Annotated in this window: 17 protein-coding genes; 11 read left to right on the top strand and 6 right to left on the bottom strand. The window is 56.8% G+C overall.

The window, feature by feature from the left end; all coding sequences use genetic code 11:
* Positions 1-195 precede the first annotated feature (195 nt).
* From EBB79_RS04110 to EBB79_RS04090, 5 genes are all read left to right on the top strand, one after another.
* Positions 196-903 (top strand): DUF484 family protein, encoded by a 708-nt coding sequence (locus tag EBB79_RS04110; RefSeq protein ID WP_127747712.1) that lies wholly within the window; start codon positions 196-198, stop codon positions 901-903.
* Entirely contained in the window at positions 900-1,820 is a 921-nt protein-coding gene (locus tag EBB79_RS04105) for a tyrosine recombinase XerC (protein ID WP_127747711.1), read from the top strand. Before EBB79_RS04110 ends, EBB79_RS04105 begins: the two co-directional genes overlap by 4 nt.
* A gap of 102 nt (positions 1,821-1,922) precedes the next feature.
* Positions 1,923-2,510 (top strand): cytochrome P460 family protein, encoded by a 588-nt coding sequence (locus EBB79_RS04100; RefSeq protein ID WP_127747710.1) that lies wholly within the window; start codon positions 1,923-1,925, stop codon positions 2,508-2,510.
* A gap of 140 nt (positions 2,511-2,650) precedes the next feature.
* A complete protein-coding gene (locus EBB79_RS04095; RefSeq protein WP_127747709.1) occupies positions 2,651-2,950 on the top strand; it encodes a hypothetical protein in 300 nt (99 codons plus the stop codon).
* A gap of 39 nt (positions 2,951-2,989) precedes the next feature.
* Positions 2,990-3,697, top strand: a complete 708-nt coding sequence (locus EBB79_RS04090; protein ID WP_127747708.1) for a CDP-alcohol phosphatidyltransferase family protein — start codon at positions 2,990-2,992, stop codon at positions 3,695-3,697.
* Between the two features lie 18 nt (positions 3,698-3,715).
* Here the strand turns inward: EBB79_RS04090 and EBB79_RS04085 are convergent, their stop codons facing one another.
* A complete protein-coding gene (locus EBB79_RS04085; protein WP_127747707.1) occupies positions 3,716-4,552 on the bottom strand; it encodes an EamA family transporter in 837 nt (278 codons plus the stop codon).
* A 7-nt stretch (positions 4,553-4,559) separates the two neighbouring features.
* Complete coding sequence (locus tag EBB79_RS04080) at positions 4,560-5,012, bottom strand: methylated-DNA--[protein]-cysteine S-methyltransferase (protein ID WP_127747706.1); 453 nt, start codon at positions 5,010-5,012, stop codon at positions 4,560-4,562.
* Between the two features lie 361 nt (positions 5,013-5,373).
* Between EBB79_RS04080 and EBB79_RS04075 the strand changes: the two genes are divergently transcribed.
* The gene (locus tag EBB79_RS04075) at positions 5,374-5,730 is read left to right on the top strand and encodes a hypothetical protein (RefSeq protein ID WP_127747705.1); all 357 of its coding nucleotides are present in this window, start codon (positions 5,374-5,376) and stop codon (positions 5,728-5,730) included.
* Between the two features lie 96 nt (positions 5,731-5,826).
* On the opposite strand, the gene ileS is transcribed toward EBB79_RS04075, so the two are convergent.
* From ileS to EBB79_RS04060, 3 genes are all read right to left on the bottom strand, one after another.
* Positions 5,827-8,835 (bottom strand): isoleucine--tRNA ligase, encoded by a 3,009-nt coding sequence (gene ileS, locus EBB79_RS04070; RefSeq protein ID WP_127747704.1) that lies wholly within the window; start codon positions 8,833-8,835, stop codon positions 5,827-5,829.
* 260 nt (positions 8,836-9,095) lie between these two features.
* Entirely contained in the window at positions 9,096-10,208 is a 1,113-nt protein-coding gene (locus tag EBB79_RS04065) for an aminotransferase (RefSeq protein ID WP_127747703.1), read from the bottom strand.
* 33 nt (positions 10,209-10,241) lie between these two features.
* Entirely contained in the window at positions 10,242-11,177 is a 936-nt protein-coding gene (locus EBB79_RS04060; RefSeq protein WP_127747702.1) for an ornithine cyclodeaminase family protein, read from the bottom strand.
* Between the two features lie 105 nt (positions 11,178-11,282).
* On the opposite strand from EBB79_RS04060, the gene EBB79_RS04055 reads away from it, so the two are divergent.
* Positions 11,283-12,089: a helix-turn-helix transcriptional regulator gene (locus EBB79_RS04055; protein WP_127747701.1), complete on the top strand. Its 807-nt coding sequence runs from the start codon at positions 11,283-11,285 to the stop codon at positions 12,087-12,089.
* A gap of 39 nt (positions 12,090-12,128) precedes the next feature.
* Here EBB79_RS04055 and EBB79_RS04050 read toward each other — a convergent pair whose 3' ends face one another.
* On the bottom strand, positions 12,129-13,022 hold the full coding sequence (locus EBB79_RS04050; RefSeq protein WP_127747700.1) for a LysR family transcriptional regulator: 894 nt from the start codon (positions 13,020-13,022) through the stop codon (positions 12,129-12,131).
* Positions 13,023-13,142: 120 nt separating this feature from the next.
* Here EBB79_RS04050 and EBB79_RS04045 point away from each other — a divergent pair, with 120 nt between their 5' ends.
* From EBB79_RS04045 to EBB79_RS04030, 4 genes are all read left to right on the top strand, one after another.
* Positions 13,143-14,039, top strand: a complete 897-nt coding sequence (locus EBB79_RS04045; protein WP_127747699.1) for a phytanoyl-CoA dioxygenase family protein — start codon at positions 13,143-13,145, stop codon at positions 14,037-14,039.
* Positions 14,036-14,656, top strand: coding sequence for an HD domain-containing protein (locus EBB79_RS04040; RefSeq protein WP_238704991.1), 621 nt, complete (start codon positions 14,036-14,038; stop codon positions 14,654-14,656). The genes EBB79_RS04045 and EBB79_RS04040 overlap by 4 nt, the downstream gene beginning before the upstream one ends.
* A gap of 230 nt (positions 14,657-14,886) precedes the next feature.
* Positions 14,887-15,948, top strand: a complete 1,062-nt coding sequence (locus EBB79_RS04035; RefSeq protein ID WP_127747698.1) for a sensor histidine kinase — start codon at positions 14,887-14,889, stop codon at positions 15,946-15,948.
* Between the two features lie 92 nt (positions 15,949-16,040).
* Positions 16,041-17,078 carry a PstS family phosphate ABC transporter substrate-binding protein gene (locus EBB79_RS04030; protein ID WP_127747697.1) on the top strand — a complete coding sequence of 346 codons (1,038 nt, stop codon included), beginning with the start codon at positions 16,041-16,043 and terminating at the stop codon, positions 17,076-17,078.
* Positions 17,079-17,087: the final 9 nt, after the last annotated feature.

Raw genomic sequence — 17,087 nt, 5'->3', positions numbered from 1 at the left:
AGCCGCCTTTTTCAACACGCGTGGGCTGATTGATCCCTTGGGGACCCAACGCCCGGATCAATACCGTGTCCCACGGACCCGGCGAGAGCCCTAGTTTTTGCTTTGCTGCGCAAAAAACTGCGCTTGGGCAATTTTTCCCCACTTTTCGTTAAAACCCATGTTATACCCTGCGCCAAACCCACCAGAGGTCACACTATGAGCAGCAGCCCCGTCCTAGAAGAATCCCTCCGTCAGGCCATCGTCGCCAAACCCGACGCCGTGCTTGACGATCAAACCGCGATGAACGCGCTGGTCTCGGCCAATGAACGTGCCATGGGCGCCAATATTGTTGATTTGCGCGGCATCGCAATGGAGCGGATGGAGGCGCGGCTGGATCGGCTGGAAGACACCCATCGCTCGGTCATTGCAGCGGCCTATGACAATCTAGCCGGCACCAATCAAATTCATCGCGCTATTTTGGCCTTGATGGATCCCACCAATTTTGAGGATTTTCTGCAGAACCTGCGCGGTGACATTGCTGAAATTCTACGGCTCGAAGCGGTGACGCTAGTGCTGGAAACCGTGCAAGACGACAAAAATCCTGCTGTTAAACGCATGGGTGAAGTTCTCAATATCGTCGAACCGGGCTTTATCGATGACTATGTCAGCCAGGGACGCGGCGGCATCGTCCGGCAGGTCTCTTTGCGACAGGTGCAGGGCGGCGCACAGCAGATCTATGGCGACAAGGCCAGCTGGATCCAGTCCGAGGCCTGCCTGAAACTGGACCTTGGCAACGGCCGCCTACCTGGCCTGCTGGTACTGGGCGCCGAAGACCCACATCAATTCACGCCGCAGCATGGCACCGATCTGCTGACGTTCTTTGCTGACGTCTTTGAACGGTCAATGCGCCACTGGTTGTCTTGAGCCTGATTTCCCCAGCCTGTCGTGACGCCCTGCAAAACTGGCTGGCCAGCCAAAGCGCGCTAAAAGGTGCCGCTGAAAACACCCTGACAGCCTATCGCAGTGACGTCGGAGAGTTTCTTTCCTTTATGACGCTGCATTTCTCCAGCCCGCAGGGGTTGGGCGCCTTGCAAAAGATCACCATCGGCGACATGCGCGCGTGGATGGCTGAGACCCGCAAAGCGGGCACCGGGGCGCGGTCGTTGGCGCGTAAATTATCAGCGGTCAAAAGTTTCTACCGCTGGCTGGCCGACCGAGAAGGGTTTGAGCCAAGTGCCGTCCTGATGGCGCGCGCCCCCAAATTTCAGAAAAAACTGCCTCGCCCATTGGCTGCAGAGGCGGCAAAGGCAGTTTTGGACACTGTTGAGTTACAATCCACCACGGATTGGGTCGCTGCGCGCGACGTCGCGGTGGTGACTTTGCTATACGGCTGCGGGCTGCGCATCTCTGAGGCCTTGGGGCTGAAAGGCAGCGACGCGCCAATTGCAGACGTTCTGCGGATCACCGGCAAAGGCGGCAAAGAACGTGTCGTTCCGGTTATCCGTGCAGCGCGCGATGCTGTTGATCGCTATCTGACCCTGTGCCCCTACCCCCAAGGTGCACATTCGCCATTGTTTTACGGCGTGCGGGGTGGTGCGCTGAACCCCCGGCTTATCCAAAGTGTGATGGCCCGCACACGCGCCCAGTTGGGCCTGCCCGCAACCGCCACCCCACATGCCCTGCGCCACAGCTTTGCCACCCATTTGCTGGAAGCCGGCGGCGACCTGCGCTCTATCCAAGAACTTTTGGGGCATGCCTCGCTGTCGACCACCCAGGCCTATACGGCCGTCGATACTGCGCATTTGATGGACGTCTACAACAACGCTCACCCCAAGGCTTAACCTCGTCACGGGCTTGTGTAGCATCGTGCAATGTGGACTGGCCGGAAACCTGTAACCTTGTGAAGCCAAGCCGGTGATAGCAAAACAACGGGAGCCATGACCATGAACCACCTAGTGAAATTTGCAGCTGTCGTATCCTTTGCCCTGCTCGCGAGCACAGGCGCACAGGCGCAGGACTGCCCGGTTTCAACCACTGAGCCCTTTGATTTGACCGAAGCAGACATTGACAGCATTTACGCCTGCATTGGCGACCGGATGGTCGAGGGCTATACCAAGGGTGGCGATATGGTCGCCAAAAACTATCGAAACTGGACCGTCTCAGGCACTCGCCACGGCGTGGCAGGCGCCCATGGCAACCGGTTGCTGCTGACCTATGCCAACGATATCGCAGCCGAGCAATATCTGAAATTCGCCGAAGAAGACGTGGTGATGTCCGTTGGCGCACGCTTGGCCAAAGAAAGCATCAAGATCAATAAAAAGAAGAACGCCGCTGTGGTTGGACCGCTGTTTTTAATGACCAAGCTAGCAGCCGGTGCCTCGCCAGAAACCGCAGATTGGCTTTATGGGGGTATTCAACCCAACGGAAAACCAATGAAATTCAAACAGTCTTTTTGCCATGACTGCCACATGAGTTGGGAAGAACAGGATTACCTAGCCTATCCTCTGGAAGACGTCCGCGTCAGCAACTGACATCGCAATGGCTTTGCCCGTTATCGGGTAAGGCCGCCAGAGCACAGACTGCCAACGGTGTATTTCGAGTCAACAAATCAACCTATAGTTAAGTGTTTTCTGGTGTCTTGGTTTCGTATTTTTCCAGAAAGGATGCCAAGATGATTGTGTCTGCTGCAACACAGCTACCCAACAACACAGCGCCAGATCCCTCGCCCGTCGCGTTAAAGGATCAGCTGGGTCGGCTCGACTTTAGCCAAATTCTGAAAGACCTAGACCTTGATGGTGACGGCCAGATCTCAGATCAAGAATTTGATGCTTACCGTACAACCAAGGCTGCACGCGGGGAATTTATTCCCGCCGACGGCCCGGGCAATCAGGGAGCCGGGCGGAGTGCTGCCAGCGATATGACCGAAACCCTGTTCCGCAAAGCGATGGAAAATGACGTGATCGACAGCTGAACCCTTGCAGGCTGAGGGGAAATTCGGCATCACGGTCAAATGACTCCTCAGATCCGCGCCCTTTGTGTCCACCTTTTCACCGCCACTGGCGCCGTATTGGCGATGCTGGCAATGCTTGCTGCCGTCGATGCCAAGTGGGACCTGATGTTCCTATGGCTGGTGGTGGCCTTTGTTGTTGATGGCATCGACGGACCGTTGGCGCGACGTTTCGACGTTAAGCGCTATGCGCCACAGTTTGATGGCGTGCTGTTGGATATGATCATCGACTACCTGACCTATGTCTTCATCCCGGCCTTTGCCCTGTTCAATTCGGGGCTGATGGCAGGTTGGACCGGCTGGTTTGCGATCATCGTCATCACCTTTGCCAGTGCAATGTATTTCGCAGATACGCGGATGAAGACCAAGGATAACTCGTTTTCGGGCTTTCCTGGTTGCTGGAACATGCTGGTGCTGGTGATCTTTGCACTGCAGCCCAGCCACTGGACCAGCCTGGCCTTGGTCACCTTGTTGTCTGTTGCAATGTTCTTACCTTTGAAATTCGTTCATCCAGTCCGTACCGAGCGCTGGCGTTTGGTAACATTGCCAGTAGCCCTTGCCTGGACATTCTTTGCCGGATGGGCCGCCTGGGTGGATTTCCATCCCCAAAGCTGGGCGCATTGGGGTCTGGTGGTGACGTCGATCTACCTGCTGTTTGTTGGCGTTGTTCAACAGATTGTTCCGGTTCAGCGCAAACCTCAGGACAGCTGAGGTCATTCGGCCCCTGGCCTAAATCCGCGTCAGCACCACACCGCCGACGATCAGCACTGTCGCCACGGCTTTGGTGCGATCAAACCTCTCGCGGAAGACCACCACGCCGATCAGCACCGCAAACAGGATTGAAGTCTCGCGCAGCGCCGTCACCAGCGCAATTGGCGCCTGTGTCATCGCCCAAACGGCGATCCAATAGGCCCCCAATGAGGCCCCACCGGCCATGCAGCCGCGCAACCAGTCGCGACGCCCCGCCACCAGCCCTGAGCCTCCCCTACGCCACAACGCCCAAGAGCCAAAAATCACTCCATCAATCAAGAACATCCAGGCGACAAACAATGTCGCGTCCCCTGCCGCGCGCGCGCCCAGGCCGTCGATCAGCGAGTAGCAGGCCGTCATCAGGGCAGATCCAAAAGCAAAGCGCAGCATGTGTTGGCTTTCACCATTGCTGAACACTCCGCGCGCCATCGCAATGATACCTGCACCCAGCGCGGCAATGCCAAAATACTCCAGTGCGGACAATTGGTCAGCCAGGAAAAACACACCAACCAGCGCCACCAGCATCGGCGCCAACCCGCGGGCAATTGGATAAACCCGGCTTAGATCGCCGTGTTCATAGGCTGAGGTCAGGAAAAACTTGTACAGCGAATGCACCAAGCCCGATGCCAGTAACCACAGCCAGACCTGTCCTTGAGGGAGCGGTAAGACCAAGGTCATCACCAGCCCCATCGCCCCCTGCGAGGTCGACAGAATGAACATTGCCTGAAATTTATCGCCGCCAGTTTTGACCAGCGCGTTCCAACCCGCATGTAAAAAGGCGGCAAACAGCACCGCCAGAAATAGTGTCGCGCTCATGTAATCCTCAAATCAAAAGACCTGCGGCACCTTCGTGCTTTAACAGCGCCACCTTGGTCTCGACCCCGCCGGCGCCGGAGAACCCGCCCAGCCCATTGGCCCCCAGCACCCTGTGACAGGGGATAATCACCGGGATCGGATTGGCGCCACAGGCATTGCCCACTGGCTGCGCGGCCCCGCCCAGATCACGGGCTATATCACCATAAGTGCGGGTCTCGCCAAAAGGGATCGCTGACATGGCGTCACAGACAGCGCGCTGAAAATCAGAGCCGCCCACCTGTAGCGGTAAGTCAAAATCCTTCAACTCACCGGCGAAATAGGCCCGCAACTGATCCAATGCCGCATCCAGCAGACCCGACCGATCAGCGCCCCCGGCCGACCAGTCCAGTCGCACAATTGCGCCGTCCTGTTCGTAGACCGAGAGAATGCCAACGGGTGTATCTAACGAGGCTATATGCATGGATTGCACCATGCATTCATTTCAGCAGCCAGTACAAGGCGCAACCTGTATCATTACATGGACTAAAATGCCCAAGGGGAGCTTTATCGGGAGGCTGACCGGTCAGCCTGAATTTTCTGTGACTTTTTCAACGAGTATTCAGGACAAGGCTGCGACCAAAGCGGCCCGAACATTAAAACCTTACCTATTTAAGAGCCCACAACAGATGTTATTTTTCAAACAAAACCACACTTTGAAAATACCGTAAAAAATCTAATCAATTCTGATCACAGGTCGTCCCCTATTTCAGCGAAGTTTCAATAAATTGCCCTCAGGATCAAGGCCGCACACACTCTGCCCCCAGATCTTTTGGAGAAACACCATGCAATCAGTTTCAGCCGTTGGCGGCCTCAACACCGCCCTCAACTCGCCCGCAGCCAACAAGCAGGTTGGCCCACCAGACCACGCCAAGGCCTGGGGCTGGCGTGCAAAACAGGCGGCATCCGCAGAAGAGACTCAGGCTGCGGCGACCACCGAACCAGCTGTTCCAGTGGAAACCGATACTGCGGTCCAAGCTGTGGGTGTCGTCGACGAGACGTCTCAGGACGCAGCAACCACCCTGCCCCCGCCCAGCGAGGCAGATATGGAATCGATTATACTGGGACTGTCCGCCAGCACCGTGGAGGTCACGGATCAGGTCGCAACTGCCGAATATGATGTCGCCGCCCTTTTCATGTAAAGCGGCCCAGGCAGTCCTGAATCAAAATGCGCCGCCCTCCCCCATCGAGGGGAAGAGCGGCGCGCAGGACCCTGACAGGCCTGCAGGTCTTATTGCTTAGCCCAGCGCGTCATCACAACGGCCGCAAACATCGGTGTGACTGTGTTGACCAACATCTGGCAAGATCTTCCAGCAACGCTGGCATTTTTCGCCGTCAGCTTTTTCAAACACCACCGAGATGCCATCCACTTCAGGCATACGGAAGGCCTCGGCTGGGGCCGGGTCGCCGCTGAGGGCCACATCTGAGGTGATGCAGATATCAGCAAAATTGACTGAATTCAGCGCGTCACGCACCGTCTCGTCCCGGACATGCACCACCGGTGAGGCCTCAAGCGAGGCACCGATGACCTTGTCGATCCGCTGGATTTCCAGCGCTGCGGTGACCACACGACGGGCCTGGCGGATGCCTGCCCATTTCGCGGCCAGCGGCTCGTTCAGCCAATCTGCTGGTGTATCAGGCATATCGGTCAGGTGGATTGAGCTGTCATCACCGGGATACCGTTCGAGCCAGACTTCCTCCATTGTGAACACCAGAACCGGTGCCAGCCATGCGGTGAGACGGTGGAACAGCAGATCCAGCACGGTACGCGCGGCGCGGGCATTCAGCGTATCGCCATCACAATACAACGCATCCTTGCGGACGTCGAAGTAAAAGGCCGACATATCCACTGTGGCAAAGTTGAACACAGCCGAGAACACGCCCTGGAAGTCAAACGACTGGTAGCCAGTGCGCACCTTGTGGTCCAGCTCGGCCATCCGGTGCAGCACCCATTGCTCCAACTCGGGCATGTCCGCCGGGTCAACCCGCTGATCCTCTGAGAAATCACCCAAAGAGCCAAGAATATACCGCATGGTATTGCGCAGGCGACGATAGCTGTCGGCCACGCCTTTCAGGATCTCGGGTCCGATCCGCTGATCGGCGGTATAGTCGGTCTGGGCCACCCAGAGACGCAGGATATCAGCGCCGTATTGTTTGACCACGGTTTCCGGCACGATGGTATTGCCCAGCGATTTGGACATTTTCATGCCCTTGGCGTCCAGGGTGAACCCGTGTGTCACCACGTTGCGATAGGGCGCGCGGCCCAAGGTGCCGCAGGCCTGTAACAGCGATGAGTGGAACCAACCGCGGTGCTGGTCGGTGCCCTCCATATAGACATCAGCGATGCCGTCCTTGGTGCCATCTTCGCGGTCGCGCAGCACAAAGGCGTGGGTCGAACCGGAGTCGAACCAGACGTCGAGCACGTCAAAGACCTGCTCCCATTCATCCGCATTGTAGTCACTGCCCAAGAAGCGTTCCTTGGCGCCGTCCATATACCAGGCATCGGCACCTTCGGCCTCGAACGCGGCAACAACGCGGGCGTTGACCGCATCATCACGCAATAGGAAACCGGGATCAGTGGGCAGCAGACCCTTTTTGACAAAGCAGGTCAGCGGCACGCCCCAGGCGCGCTGGCGCGACAGAACCCAATCGGGGCGCGCTTCGATCATCGAGTGCAGTCGATTGCGGCCCTTTTGCGGGGTCCATTTCACCAGTTCATCAATCGAGGTCAGGGCCCGGTCACGGATGGTCTTGCCGTGGGTGTCCTGACCGTCGCCGATCTCGCGGTCTACGGCAGCAAACCACTGGGGTGTGTTGCGATAGATGATCGGCGCTTTCGAGCGCCAGGAATGCGGATAGCTGTGCTTGATCTTGCCACGCGCCAGCAGCCCACCAACCTCGACCAGTTTGTCGATGATCTTTTTGTTGGCGTCGCCCTCACCGCCTTTGCGGTTGAGGATATAGCTGCCGCCAAAGAATGGCAGTTCAGCGCGAAAACCGCCATCGTCCATCACATTGTAGGTGATGACCTGCTCTAGCATCCCGAGATCACGGTAGAGTTCGAATTCCTCCATACCGTGGCTTGGTGCACAGTGCACAAAACCGGTGCCCTCGGTGTCGGTGACAAAGTCAGCCTCACGGAAATCACGGATATCGTCCCATTCGCCGCTGCCACCTTCGGCACCTGCAAGGGGATGGTTGAGGCAAATAGCTTTCAACTCACCCGTCCGAACATCACGCAACCGAGTGTACTGATCTTCGGACAGACGGGCGCGCTTCATCACTTCAGTGGCCAGATTATCGGCCAGAAGGTATTTGTCGCCAACCTTGACCCAAGATTCCTCAGGCGTCCCGGTGACCTCGTACAGGCCGTAGGCAATGTCCTTACCAAACACGACGGCCTTATTCGACGGGATCGTCCACGGGGTCGTGGTCCAGATCACTACATAGGCACCGGCAAGAGCATCAACAGCCGCTTTGCCTTCCGGCTTTTCGTAAAGTTCTACCTTTTCGTCACCAAATGCCAGTATTTGATCACCGCCAGCCACCTTAAACTTCACCCAGATAGTGTGGCTCTCTTTGTCGTGGTATTCGACCTCGGCCTCGGCCAGGGCGGTTTTTTCAACCGGCGACCACATGACGGGTTTTGAGCCCTGATAGAGCGTTCCGTTCATCAGGAACTTCTGGAATTCACCAGCAATCACCGCCTCGGCGTGATAGGCCATGGTCAGATAGGGATCATCCCAGTTGCCAGTGATGCCCAGGCGTTTGAATTCTTCACGCTGGATATCCACCCAGCCCTCGGCGAACTTGCGGCATTCCTGACGGAAGTCGACCACATCGACGTCGTCCTTGTTCTTGCCCTTCTTGCGGTATTTCTCTTCGATCTTCCACTCGATCGGCAGACCGTGGCAGTCCCAGCCCGGCACGTAACGCGCGTCAAATCCCATCATCTGATGCGAGCGCACGATCATGTCCTTGATCGTCTTGTTCAAGGCGTGACCGATGTGTAAATGGCCGTTCGCATAGGGTGGGCCATCGTGCAGAGTAAAGGGCTCACGGGTGGTTTGGTCTTCGCCCTGGCTGGCGAGGGCCTTTTCCCGCAACCGGTCATAGACGCCGATTTTAGCCCAGCGATCCAGCCATTGTGGCTCGCGCTTGGGCAGGCCTGCGCGCATTGGGAAATCAGTTTTGGGCAGGTTCAGCGTGGATTTGTAATCGGGTGTTTCGGCTGTATCGGCGCACATGAGGGGCGTCCTTATCGGTAATCTGTTCGGAATGTCGAAGCGTACGGTGCGAGGTCTCAAACACCTTGGCCCGGCGTCTCATAGGTTAGAGAGCCGGGGACATAATTCGTATAATGTCGTTAGCGGGCAACACAGGCCGGACATCCTTGGCTTATGAAGGTTTCGCGACGCAATGGGATGCGGGTAACGAGACGCTCAGGTGCAATTTCACCAGCAGATACCGCAGGACGACGGGGAAGTCTAGCAACTGACAAGATAGCCTAGGCTAGAAATTCTGACACCAAATTCAGGCCCTCTTTCAAGATGTCCGGCGCATTGGCGTAACCGATCCGCACATAGCCCTCCATCCCCAAGGCCGAGCCGGGGGTGAACATCACGCCGGTGTCCTGCAACAACGCGACGCAGAAATCCCGCGATGACATCGGCAGGTCGAATTTCACCAAGGCCGTAGTCCCGGAACGGGGCCGCACCCAGGATAGTTTCGGCTCGCCCGCGATCCATTCGTCCAGCAGGGCAAGATTGCCACGGGTGATCGCGCGGGACCGGGCCAGCACACGATCCGAGTTTTCCAGGGCCAAGGCGGCAAAATGGTCGTCAATCATCCCGACGCTGATGGTGTCATAGTCACGCTGAATGGACACCGCCTCGATCACCTCGCGCGGTGCGGCCACCCATCCCAGGCGCAGACCAGCCAAACTATAGGCCTTGGACATGCCCGCCGTGCTGATGCCCCGCTCATACAGATCAGCCATGGCCTCGGTTGTGCCAGACCCCTCTTGATCGGTGCCGCGATAGACCTCGTCACACAGAACCCATGCACCCACTGAGCGGGCGATCTCGGCGATGTCTAGCAGCATCTCACGCGGGATCAACGCGCCGGTTGGGTTGTTGGGGTTGGTCAGCGCGATCAATTTGGTGCCGGGCTGTACCAACTGCCGCAACGCGTCCAGGTCTGGCAGCCAGTTCTGATCTTCGCGCAGTTGCAGCATATGGACATCGGCTCCAATGCTGGCAGGAATGGAATGGTGCTGTTGATAGGTCGGCACAATTGACACCACGCGGTCGCCGCGTTCCACCATTGCACGGTGCACCAGCATATTGGCGCCAATGGTGCCATGCGTCACGATGATGTTCTGGGCGGGCTGTGCGGCATAGAGCGCAGAAATCGCCGTGCGCAACCGATCCGATCCCTCGATCGCGCCATAGGTCATCTTCATGTCGAGCAGCGCCGACAAATCGTTGGCATTGCGGCCGGTGATGTCTAGCAGCTCTGCGATGGTCAGGCTTTCCACACAGGTTTCTGCAAGGTTCAAATCGCATTTCGTCTCAAACTCATTCATCCAGATTTCGACGCCAAAGGGTTCGATATTCATAACAAAGGTCCTTTCTATTTCAGGCCGTCTATTTCAGGCCGTTGCGGCGCGGTAAATGGCGTGGGCCATGGCGATGTCTTCGAGGCCAAGTCCAACGGACCGGAAAAAGGCAGGCCGATCACCGCTGGGGCGCGAGGCAATGCCAGAGACAAGATCGGCCAAATCACCCCGGATCATTGAGGGCAGCCAGCCATGATCGCGCGCGGCCAGCACCATGTCCCCAGCAGTCGATGGTGTCGTGACGCGGTAGTCACAATAGACATCAGCGCCGGTCAAAAACGCCGGTGGCACCTCGTGGGCGTTGGCCACATTGGTACTGATCGAGGTCACCAGAGCATGCGGCAACAGCTGCGCCGGATCGATCACTGGCGTCCCGGACGAGGTACACAGCATCACACCATCCGCACCCGATACTGCATCATCGGCTGTATCTGCCAAAATGACGCCAGGACACTGAGCCTGCCATTCGGCTTGTCGGGCGTCATTGCCTGACAAGCTGGGCGAGAACAGCCGGACTTCGGACCAACCTCGCACTCCACGCACCTGCCGCCAATGCTCCATCGCCACAGCACCGCTGCCGATGATCGTCAGCTTCGCCGCATCTGGCTGCGCCAACAGATCAACAGCAAGCGCCGTGGTCGCCGCTGTGCGCAGGGTTGTCAGCCTTGACGCATCGCACATCACTAAGGGTTGGCCCGTTTGCATCGACATCAAAACCGTCCATGCAGTGATGATCGGCGCGCCGTCAGTGGGCAAATAGGGTGACAGTTTGGCGCCAAACACACCTGCCTTGGCCAGCGCACCCAGATAGGTGATGAAATCCCCGCCCCCATCCGGGAACAAGGTCAGGGTTTGTGGCGGCTGCACCGCTTGCTGTTCACTGAGCGCGCCGAACATGGCACGCATTTCCGCCAGCGCATCGACCTTTGGCAAAAGTCTCTGTACGGCGCCGGTATCAAGGGTGATCATCTGAATAGGCCTTTCTTATTTACCCCTATATGCAGCAGGGTAAAATTGCGCACTATCCACCCAAAGGAGGATGCGGCGGCTCTGCGGCCCTGCTAAGGATGGGAGATGACACACCTGCCCCTGAGCGATCTGACCAAAGCCAATACCGCCTTTGCCGCTGTGTTTTCCGGTGTTGAAGGGGCTGAGTCGTTGTTGCAGGCAGCGGCAGCTGTATTGCCAATCACAGCCGGGTTTGCAGTGGTAAATCTGCGCAATGCGCCACCGGTTTATCTGGCCGACAGCTATGCCACCCCAATGGCAAAATCCGCAGTGCAGCGTTACGTCAGCGGCACCTATCTGCTAAACCCCGTCAGCAATGCCATTCGCCAAGGCCTGACGGCAGGCGTCTACCGTATGGCGGACCTGGCCCCCGATCACTGGGGCGTATCTGACGGCGAAATCGGCGTCACCACAGAATTGAGCGAGGAAATTGGGTATTTGACCCCTGGCTGGCCTCGCGGACAGGCCGAAATCTCAGTTTTGACCCAGTTGCCCGACGGGGCGATGGCGGAAATGAGCCTTGCCAGGCCCAGCGCCGAGGGTGGTTTTTCCGATGCTATGGTCGACATTCTGACCAGCCTGAAACCTTTGATAGACGCGGCGCAATCCGTAATATGGACTGCCCAGTCGCCCCGGCCACACCACAGCAACCTGCAGTCCCTTGAAGATTTCGGACGGGACCGTCTATCCCCGCGTGAGGCGGAAATCTTGCAGATGGTGCTTAAGGGGCATTCAAACCGTTCGATCAGTCTGACGTTGGGCATCACAGTCCCAACCGTGAAAACCCATCGAAAAAATGCCTATGTCAAACTGGGTATCTCTACCCAGCAGGAGCTGTTTTACTGTTTCCTGAAATGGACAGAACGGGCCTGACTGCCACGTCGGCATTAAGCTAGGATAGCTAGCCCGCACTTAGCCCTGACACACAAGCAACCAATCCCTAAGGAGCGCGGCATGGCGCGACAGTGCTCCGCCGCCGGGCTGCAGGACAAAATAGCGCTGTAAACCACGAACATCCGGAAGGGTATCACAATACTGAAGGCCAAGAACCTGCACCAGCTCGTCACTGGCAGGTGAGCGCGCAAGGGCCACCCCCCTGCCCTGCGCCGCCATGGTCAATGCGTAGGGTGTGGTATCCATCATGCGAAAGTCCATCGAGCGCATGTCAACATCCGAAGCAGACGACAGGATCTGGTGCCAACCAGACCTGTGCTCGGCCACTTCGAACAACGCATAGTTCGCCAGGTCGCCGGGTGTCGCTATTGTGCCCGCGACTTCAGGGGCAGCCACCACTTTCAGGGTTTCGTGGAGAAAGGGTTCGGCCGTGTCTGCAAAATCAGTCACCGACCCAAAGGCGATTTGCAGATCCGGCTCGCGGCCTGGCAGGATCGTGCGAAAATCCGAAAGGGTCTCGCCGCAGATGACGTTGACCCGCAAACGCGGATGTGCCGCCTCAAATGCTGCCAGTCGCGCAGGAAGCCAGCTCATCGCCAATAGGGTCACCGCTTGCAGGGTAATTGTTGTCTGCCCTACGCCACCGAACAGCGAGGCTGCGGTGGTTTCCACTGACGCCAATGAATGCTGGACAACCGGGAGAAAGGCCGCTCCTGCAGGGGTCAAAATGACCCGCTGCGGTGCGCGCTGAAATAACTGACGGCCCAGATGTTCCTCTAAGGCGCGAATTTGCTGACTGACGGCTGGGGCGCTCATGTTCAGGGTTTCCGCTGCACGTGCAAAACTTTGCGCCCGCGCTGCGGCCTCAAAGACGCGTAGCCAATTGAGAGATGGGATTCGTGTCTGAGCCATGCCCGTAGGATAAGTATAACTTATCCTCAGCCGCAAGAAGTCTTTCTGGCTCAGATGCCCGGCTTCACATCACAATGACGCAGCCCCGAACACCCCTTTGGGACATTGCAAGGACACGAAATGCCAAAAGACAGCGCGATGAACACAAGCGGCAGCCTGACTGCTGCGCAACTGAACCAGTATAATGCCGATGGATATATCAGCGGTCTAGACGTGTTTGACAGTCAGACCGTGTCTGATCTGCGCCAAGCCATTGAAACCCTGGAGGCAGAGCATAGCGAGGGCGTTGCCGGCAGTAGCCTTGCGCAATACTTTCGCGTCAACGGCCATGTGGTGATCCCGCTGTTGTCTCAATTGGCATCGACCCCGGCCATCCTGGATGCTGTGCAATCCGTACTTGGTGACAATCTGTTGGCCTGGGCTGTCGAATTGTTCATCAAAGAGCCGGGCTCGGAGAAAACCGTATCCTGGCATCAGGACATCACCTACTGGGGCATGGGCGAGACAAATGATGAGGTCACGGCCTGGGTCGCCTTAAGCGATGTTTCAGTCGAAGCCGGCTGCATGCGCTTTATTCCTGGCAGCCACAATTCTGGTATCGTTGATCACACCGATACCTTCAGCGAAAGCAATCTGTTGTCACGCGGTCAGGAAATCCAAGGCATCAACGAATCCGATGCCCGCCATGGGCCACTTCGGCCCGGGGAGATGTCATTGCACCACGGCCGGTGCTTCCACGCGTCAGGACCAAACAGATCAGCGGACCGCCGCATTGGGCTGGCAATCCGCTATGTAACACCTGAGGTGCGCAAAGGTCTGTCTGGACGGGACTACGCCATGCTGGTACGCGGTATTGATGACGTGCAGGGATGGATAAACATCGCAGGCCCTCAGGGATTGTTCACTCCGTCAGATATGGCACTTTACAAGACGATTTTGCGTGACCAGCAAGCCGTTTTGTCAGAAGGTGCGGAACAAACTGTGGCCCTTTACGACAGCGGGAATACGAACACATGAGCGATCAAGTCATCGACAATAAGGCCTCCCAGAAAGTCTCTTTTACGCAGATGAAGGACGGTACCCAAGAAGAATTCCTGATGTTGCACGAGTTGGAAAAGCCCTATCTGGGCCTGACCGTTGACCGCATCATGGACGAGTTGCGCCGTCAGAGCGAAGCCACGCTGGAAGGCTATCAGATCACCCGGCTGCAACACGGGTTGCAATCGGCCACCCGTGCCGAGGCGGATGGCGCTGATATCGACTGGATCATCGGCGCGCTGCTGCATGATGTCGGCGACGGGCTGGCACCGCAGAACCACGATCGGTTTTCAGCCGAGGTGATCCGTCCGTTTGTCCGCTGGGAAGTGTCCTGGGTGGTCGAACATCATGGATTGTTCCAGATGCTGTATTTCGCGCGCCACTACGGCTGGGACGAAAACGCCCGTGATCGCTATAAAGATCACCCCTGTTTTGACACCTGCGCCACCTTTTGCGAACGCTGGGACCAGTCATCGTTTGATCCAGACTACCCCACCAAAACGCTGGAGTATTTCGAACCGATGCTGCGGGACGTCTTCGCCCGCAAGGCCTATGACCCAGCCGTTATCCAAGACGGCGTTTCAATCGGTCTGTAATCCGGATTTGACCTGTAATCCGGCCTTTGTCATTAACTGACCACCCTTTGCATGGGGCGAGACAGGACTGTCCAACCTTGGATTAACTTGTCTCGCCCAATGTCTTCGTTCCGCGCCCTCCCTCTGGTCTTCGTCCCAATCAGCGATTGGGAGGTCTTCGAATTATCAGCCCGCTTTAGTTTCTTCCTTTTTGCAGGCATAGGGTATGGAACAAATGATTTGAGGCGCATGTGATCAATTTTGCTGAGATAATCGAACAGGTCTCTGTTCCTATTCTTGTCGTGGACACCACCGGGACCGTCATTCTTGCCAACAAGAAAACATTGCATAGCTTCCCGTCGATCCAGGTCGGAGAGGATGCCAACCCATTATGGTTGAAAGAGTCCGGTCTCAGTAAATTGCTGCGCAAAACGATAAAAACCGGGTCCGAACGGTCCGCAAACATGTTTGCGGCGGGACCCGTTCAGCGTGAATACAAAGTGGTGGCTAAAATTCTGGACCGAACAGTGAAGGAAGAGGATCTTTTGTTCGTCCTGACCTTTGAGGATCGGACCCCATTTCGCGCCGCAAAATCCATGCGCAGCGATTTTGTAGCCAATGTATCGCACGAGATCAAATCACCGCTGACGGCCATTTCCGGCTTTGTGGAATCGCTTCAGGATGCCGAGGATATTGACGCCGAAACTCGCAGCTTTTTTCTGGGGATGATGGCGAAAGAGGTCACACGGATGACCCATCTGGTGACGGATTTACTGTCTTTGTCCAAAGTCGAGGCCAAGGAAAGCCGGGCATTAAAGAAGCAGGTGGACAGCACTCAGGTCTTACAACAGGCCTGTGAAACCGTGGCCGGGCTTGCCCGTGAACGGCATAAAACACTCGAGCTGCAGATAGCAGACGCACTGCCTGTTGTCTTGGGTAAGCACGATGATCTGCTGCGCGTTTTTATCAACCTGCTTGAGAATGCGATCAACTATAGCAGGGAAAACAGCACGATTAATTTGACGGCTGCGGTCACGGACAATGATAGCCCGCTGGGCGCCAAAGCCATTTGTGTTGCGGTCACGGACCAAGGGGACGGCATTCCCGAGGCTGAAATTTCCCGCCTGACAGAGCGGTTTTACCGGGTTGATAAAAGCCGCTCGCGCAATGTCGGCGGAACCGGGTTGGGGCTGGCAATCGTAAAGCATATTCTGGTGCGCCACCTGGGCAAAATGGTGATTGAAAGCACGCCGGGAAAAGGATCGGTTTTCACCGTTTATCTGCCGGTCCATCAGGCCGATCGCATGTCATAGAACTGTTACATAACTGTCGTACTCCTGAATCATTAGCCGCGCCATAAGGCGGCGTTCCCTAAGGAACGGTTTGATATTCAAGGAGACATGACATGTCTGTTCGTCTGATGCCTATGGCCACCACAGCAATTATAGCTTTGGCCGCTGCTGCCCCCGCACTTGCCCGTGATCAAATCAACATCGTTGGCTCGTCTACGGTGTTTCCGTTTTCAACCACCGTTGCCGAACGTTTTGGCAAATCAACCGACTTCAAAACACCAATTGTGGAAAGCACCGGATCTGGCGGCGGTTTGAAACTGTTCTGCGCCGGTGACGGGATCAACACACCCGACATCACCAACGCCTCACGCCGGATCAAAGCCTCGGAAGTTGCGCTTTGCGAAACAAACGGCGTTACGGATATTGTTGAAGCCAAAATTGGGTTCGACGGTATCGTGATGGCAAACTCTACCGCTGCCGAACAAGTCGAGTTGAGCCTGCGCGACATTTTCCTTGCCCTGGCCAAAGATGTTCCAATGGCAGATGGCACCACGCAGCCCAACACCTACAAAACCTGGGACCAGATCAATCCCAGCCTGCCAGCTGTGAAGATCGAGGTTCTGGGGCCACCGCCCACCTCTGGCACCCGTGATGCCTTTGTCGAACTGGCGATGGAAGGTGGCTGTAAGACCTTTGATTGGGTCAAGGCGCTGAAAAAGTCCGACAAGCCTGCTTACAAGGCGCTGTGCCACACTCTTCGCGAAGATGGCGCCTATGTTGAAGCCGGCGAAAACGACAACCTGATTGTTCAGAAACTAGAGGCCAACCCGACCGCCTTCGGTGTGTTTGGGTACAGTTTCCTTGAGCAGAACAGCGATCTGGTTCAGGGCTCCATCATTGACGGCGTCGCGCCGGAGTTCGAAGACATCGCGGCTGGCGATTATCCCATCGCCCGGTCCCTGTATTTCTACGTCAAGGCCTCCCATGTTGGTGTGGTTCCGGGAATGGCTGAATTCCTGACCGAGTTCACCTCGGAAGATGCCTGGGGCGAAGAAGGTTACCTGACTGACAAGGGTCTGATCCCACTGAGCGAGGACGAGCGTCAGCAATGGTCTGACGAAATCAACGCTCTTAGCCCGCTTTCGATGTAAACCAATGCG

Origin of the sequence: Parasedimentitalea marina (assembly GCF_004006175.1) — a bacterium.
GTDB lineage: Bacteria > Pseudomonadota > Alphaproteobacteria > Rhodobacterales > Rhodobacteraceae > Parasedimentitalea > Parasedimentitalea marina.
Note: the sequence above shows the minus strand (reverse complement) of the source record. Positions and strands in the feature narration are given on the sequence as shown.

What these genes read in the sequence shown, in the direction of transcription:
- EBB79_RS04065 (WP_127747703.1), bottom strand. Translation starts at nt 10,208, where the DNA reads ATGAATATCGAACCCTTTGGCGTCGAAATCTGGATGAATGAGTTTGAG.
- EBB79_RS04090 (WP_127747708.1), top strand. Translation starts at nt 2,990, where the DNA reads ATGACTCCTCAGATCCGCGCCCTTTGTGTCCACCTTTTCACCGCCACT.
- EBB79_RS04075 (WP_127747705.1), top strand. Translation starts at nt 5,374, where the DNA reads ATGCAATCAGTTTCAGCCGTTGGCGGCCTCAACACCGCCCTCAACTCG.
- EBB79_RS04055 (WP_127747701.1), top strand. Translation starts at nt 11,283, where the DNA reads ATGACACACCTGCCCCTGAGCGATCTGACCAAAGCCAATACCGCCTTT.
- EBB79_RS04100 (WP_127747710.1), top strand. Translation starts at nt 1,923, where the DNA reads ATGAACCACCTAGTGAAATTTGCAGCTGTCGTATCCTTTGCCCTGCTC.
- EBB79_RS04085 (WP_127747707.1), bottom strand. Translation starts at nt 4,552, where the DNA reads ATGAGCGCGACACTATTTCTGGCGGTGCTGTTTGCCGCCTTTTTACAT.
- ileS (WP_127747704.1), bottom strand. Translation starts at nt 8,835, where the DNA reads ATGTGCGCCGATACAGCCGAAACACCCGATTACAAATCCACGCTGAAC.
- EBB79_RS04060 (WP_127747702.1), bottom strand. Translation starts at nt 11,177, where the DNA reads ATGATCACCCTTGATACCGGCGCCGTACAGAGACTTTTGCCAAAGGTC.
- EBB79_RS04030 (WP_127747697.1), top strand. Translation starts at nt 16,041, where the DNA reads ATGTCTGTTCGTCTGATGCCTATGGCCACCACAGCAATTATAGCTTTG.
- EBB79_RS04080 (WP_127747706.1), bottom strand. Translation starts at nt 5,012, where the DNA reads ATGCATATAGCCTCGTTAGATACACCCGTTGGCATTCTCTCGGTCTAC.
- EBB79_RS04110 (WP_127747712.1), top strand. Translation starts at nt 196, where the DNA reads ATGAGCAGCAGCCCCGTCCTAGAAGAATCCCTCCGTCAGGCCATCGTC.
- EBB79_RS04045 (WP_127747699.1), top strand. Translation starts at nt 13,143, where the DNA reads ATGCCAAAAGACAGCGCGATGAACACAAGCGGCAGCCTGACTGCTGCG.
- EBB79_RS04095 (WP_127747709.1), top strand. Translation starts at nt 2,651, where the DNA reads ATGATTGTGTCTGCTGCAACACAGCTACCCAACAACACAGCGCCAGAT.
- EBB79_RS04040 (WP_238704991.1), top strand. Translation starts at nt 14,036, where the DNA reads ATGAGCGATCAAGTCATCGACAATAAGGCCTCCCAGAAAGTCTCTTTT.
- EBB79_RS04050 (WP_127747700.1), bottom strand. Translation starts at nt 13,022, where the DNA reads ATGGCTCAGACACGAATCCCATCTCTCAATTGGCTACGCGTCTTTGAG.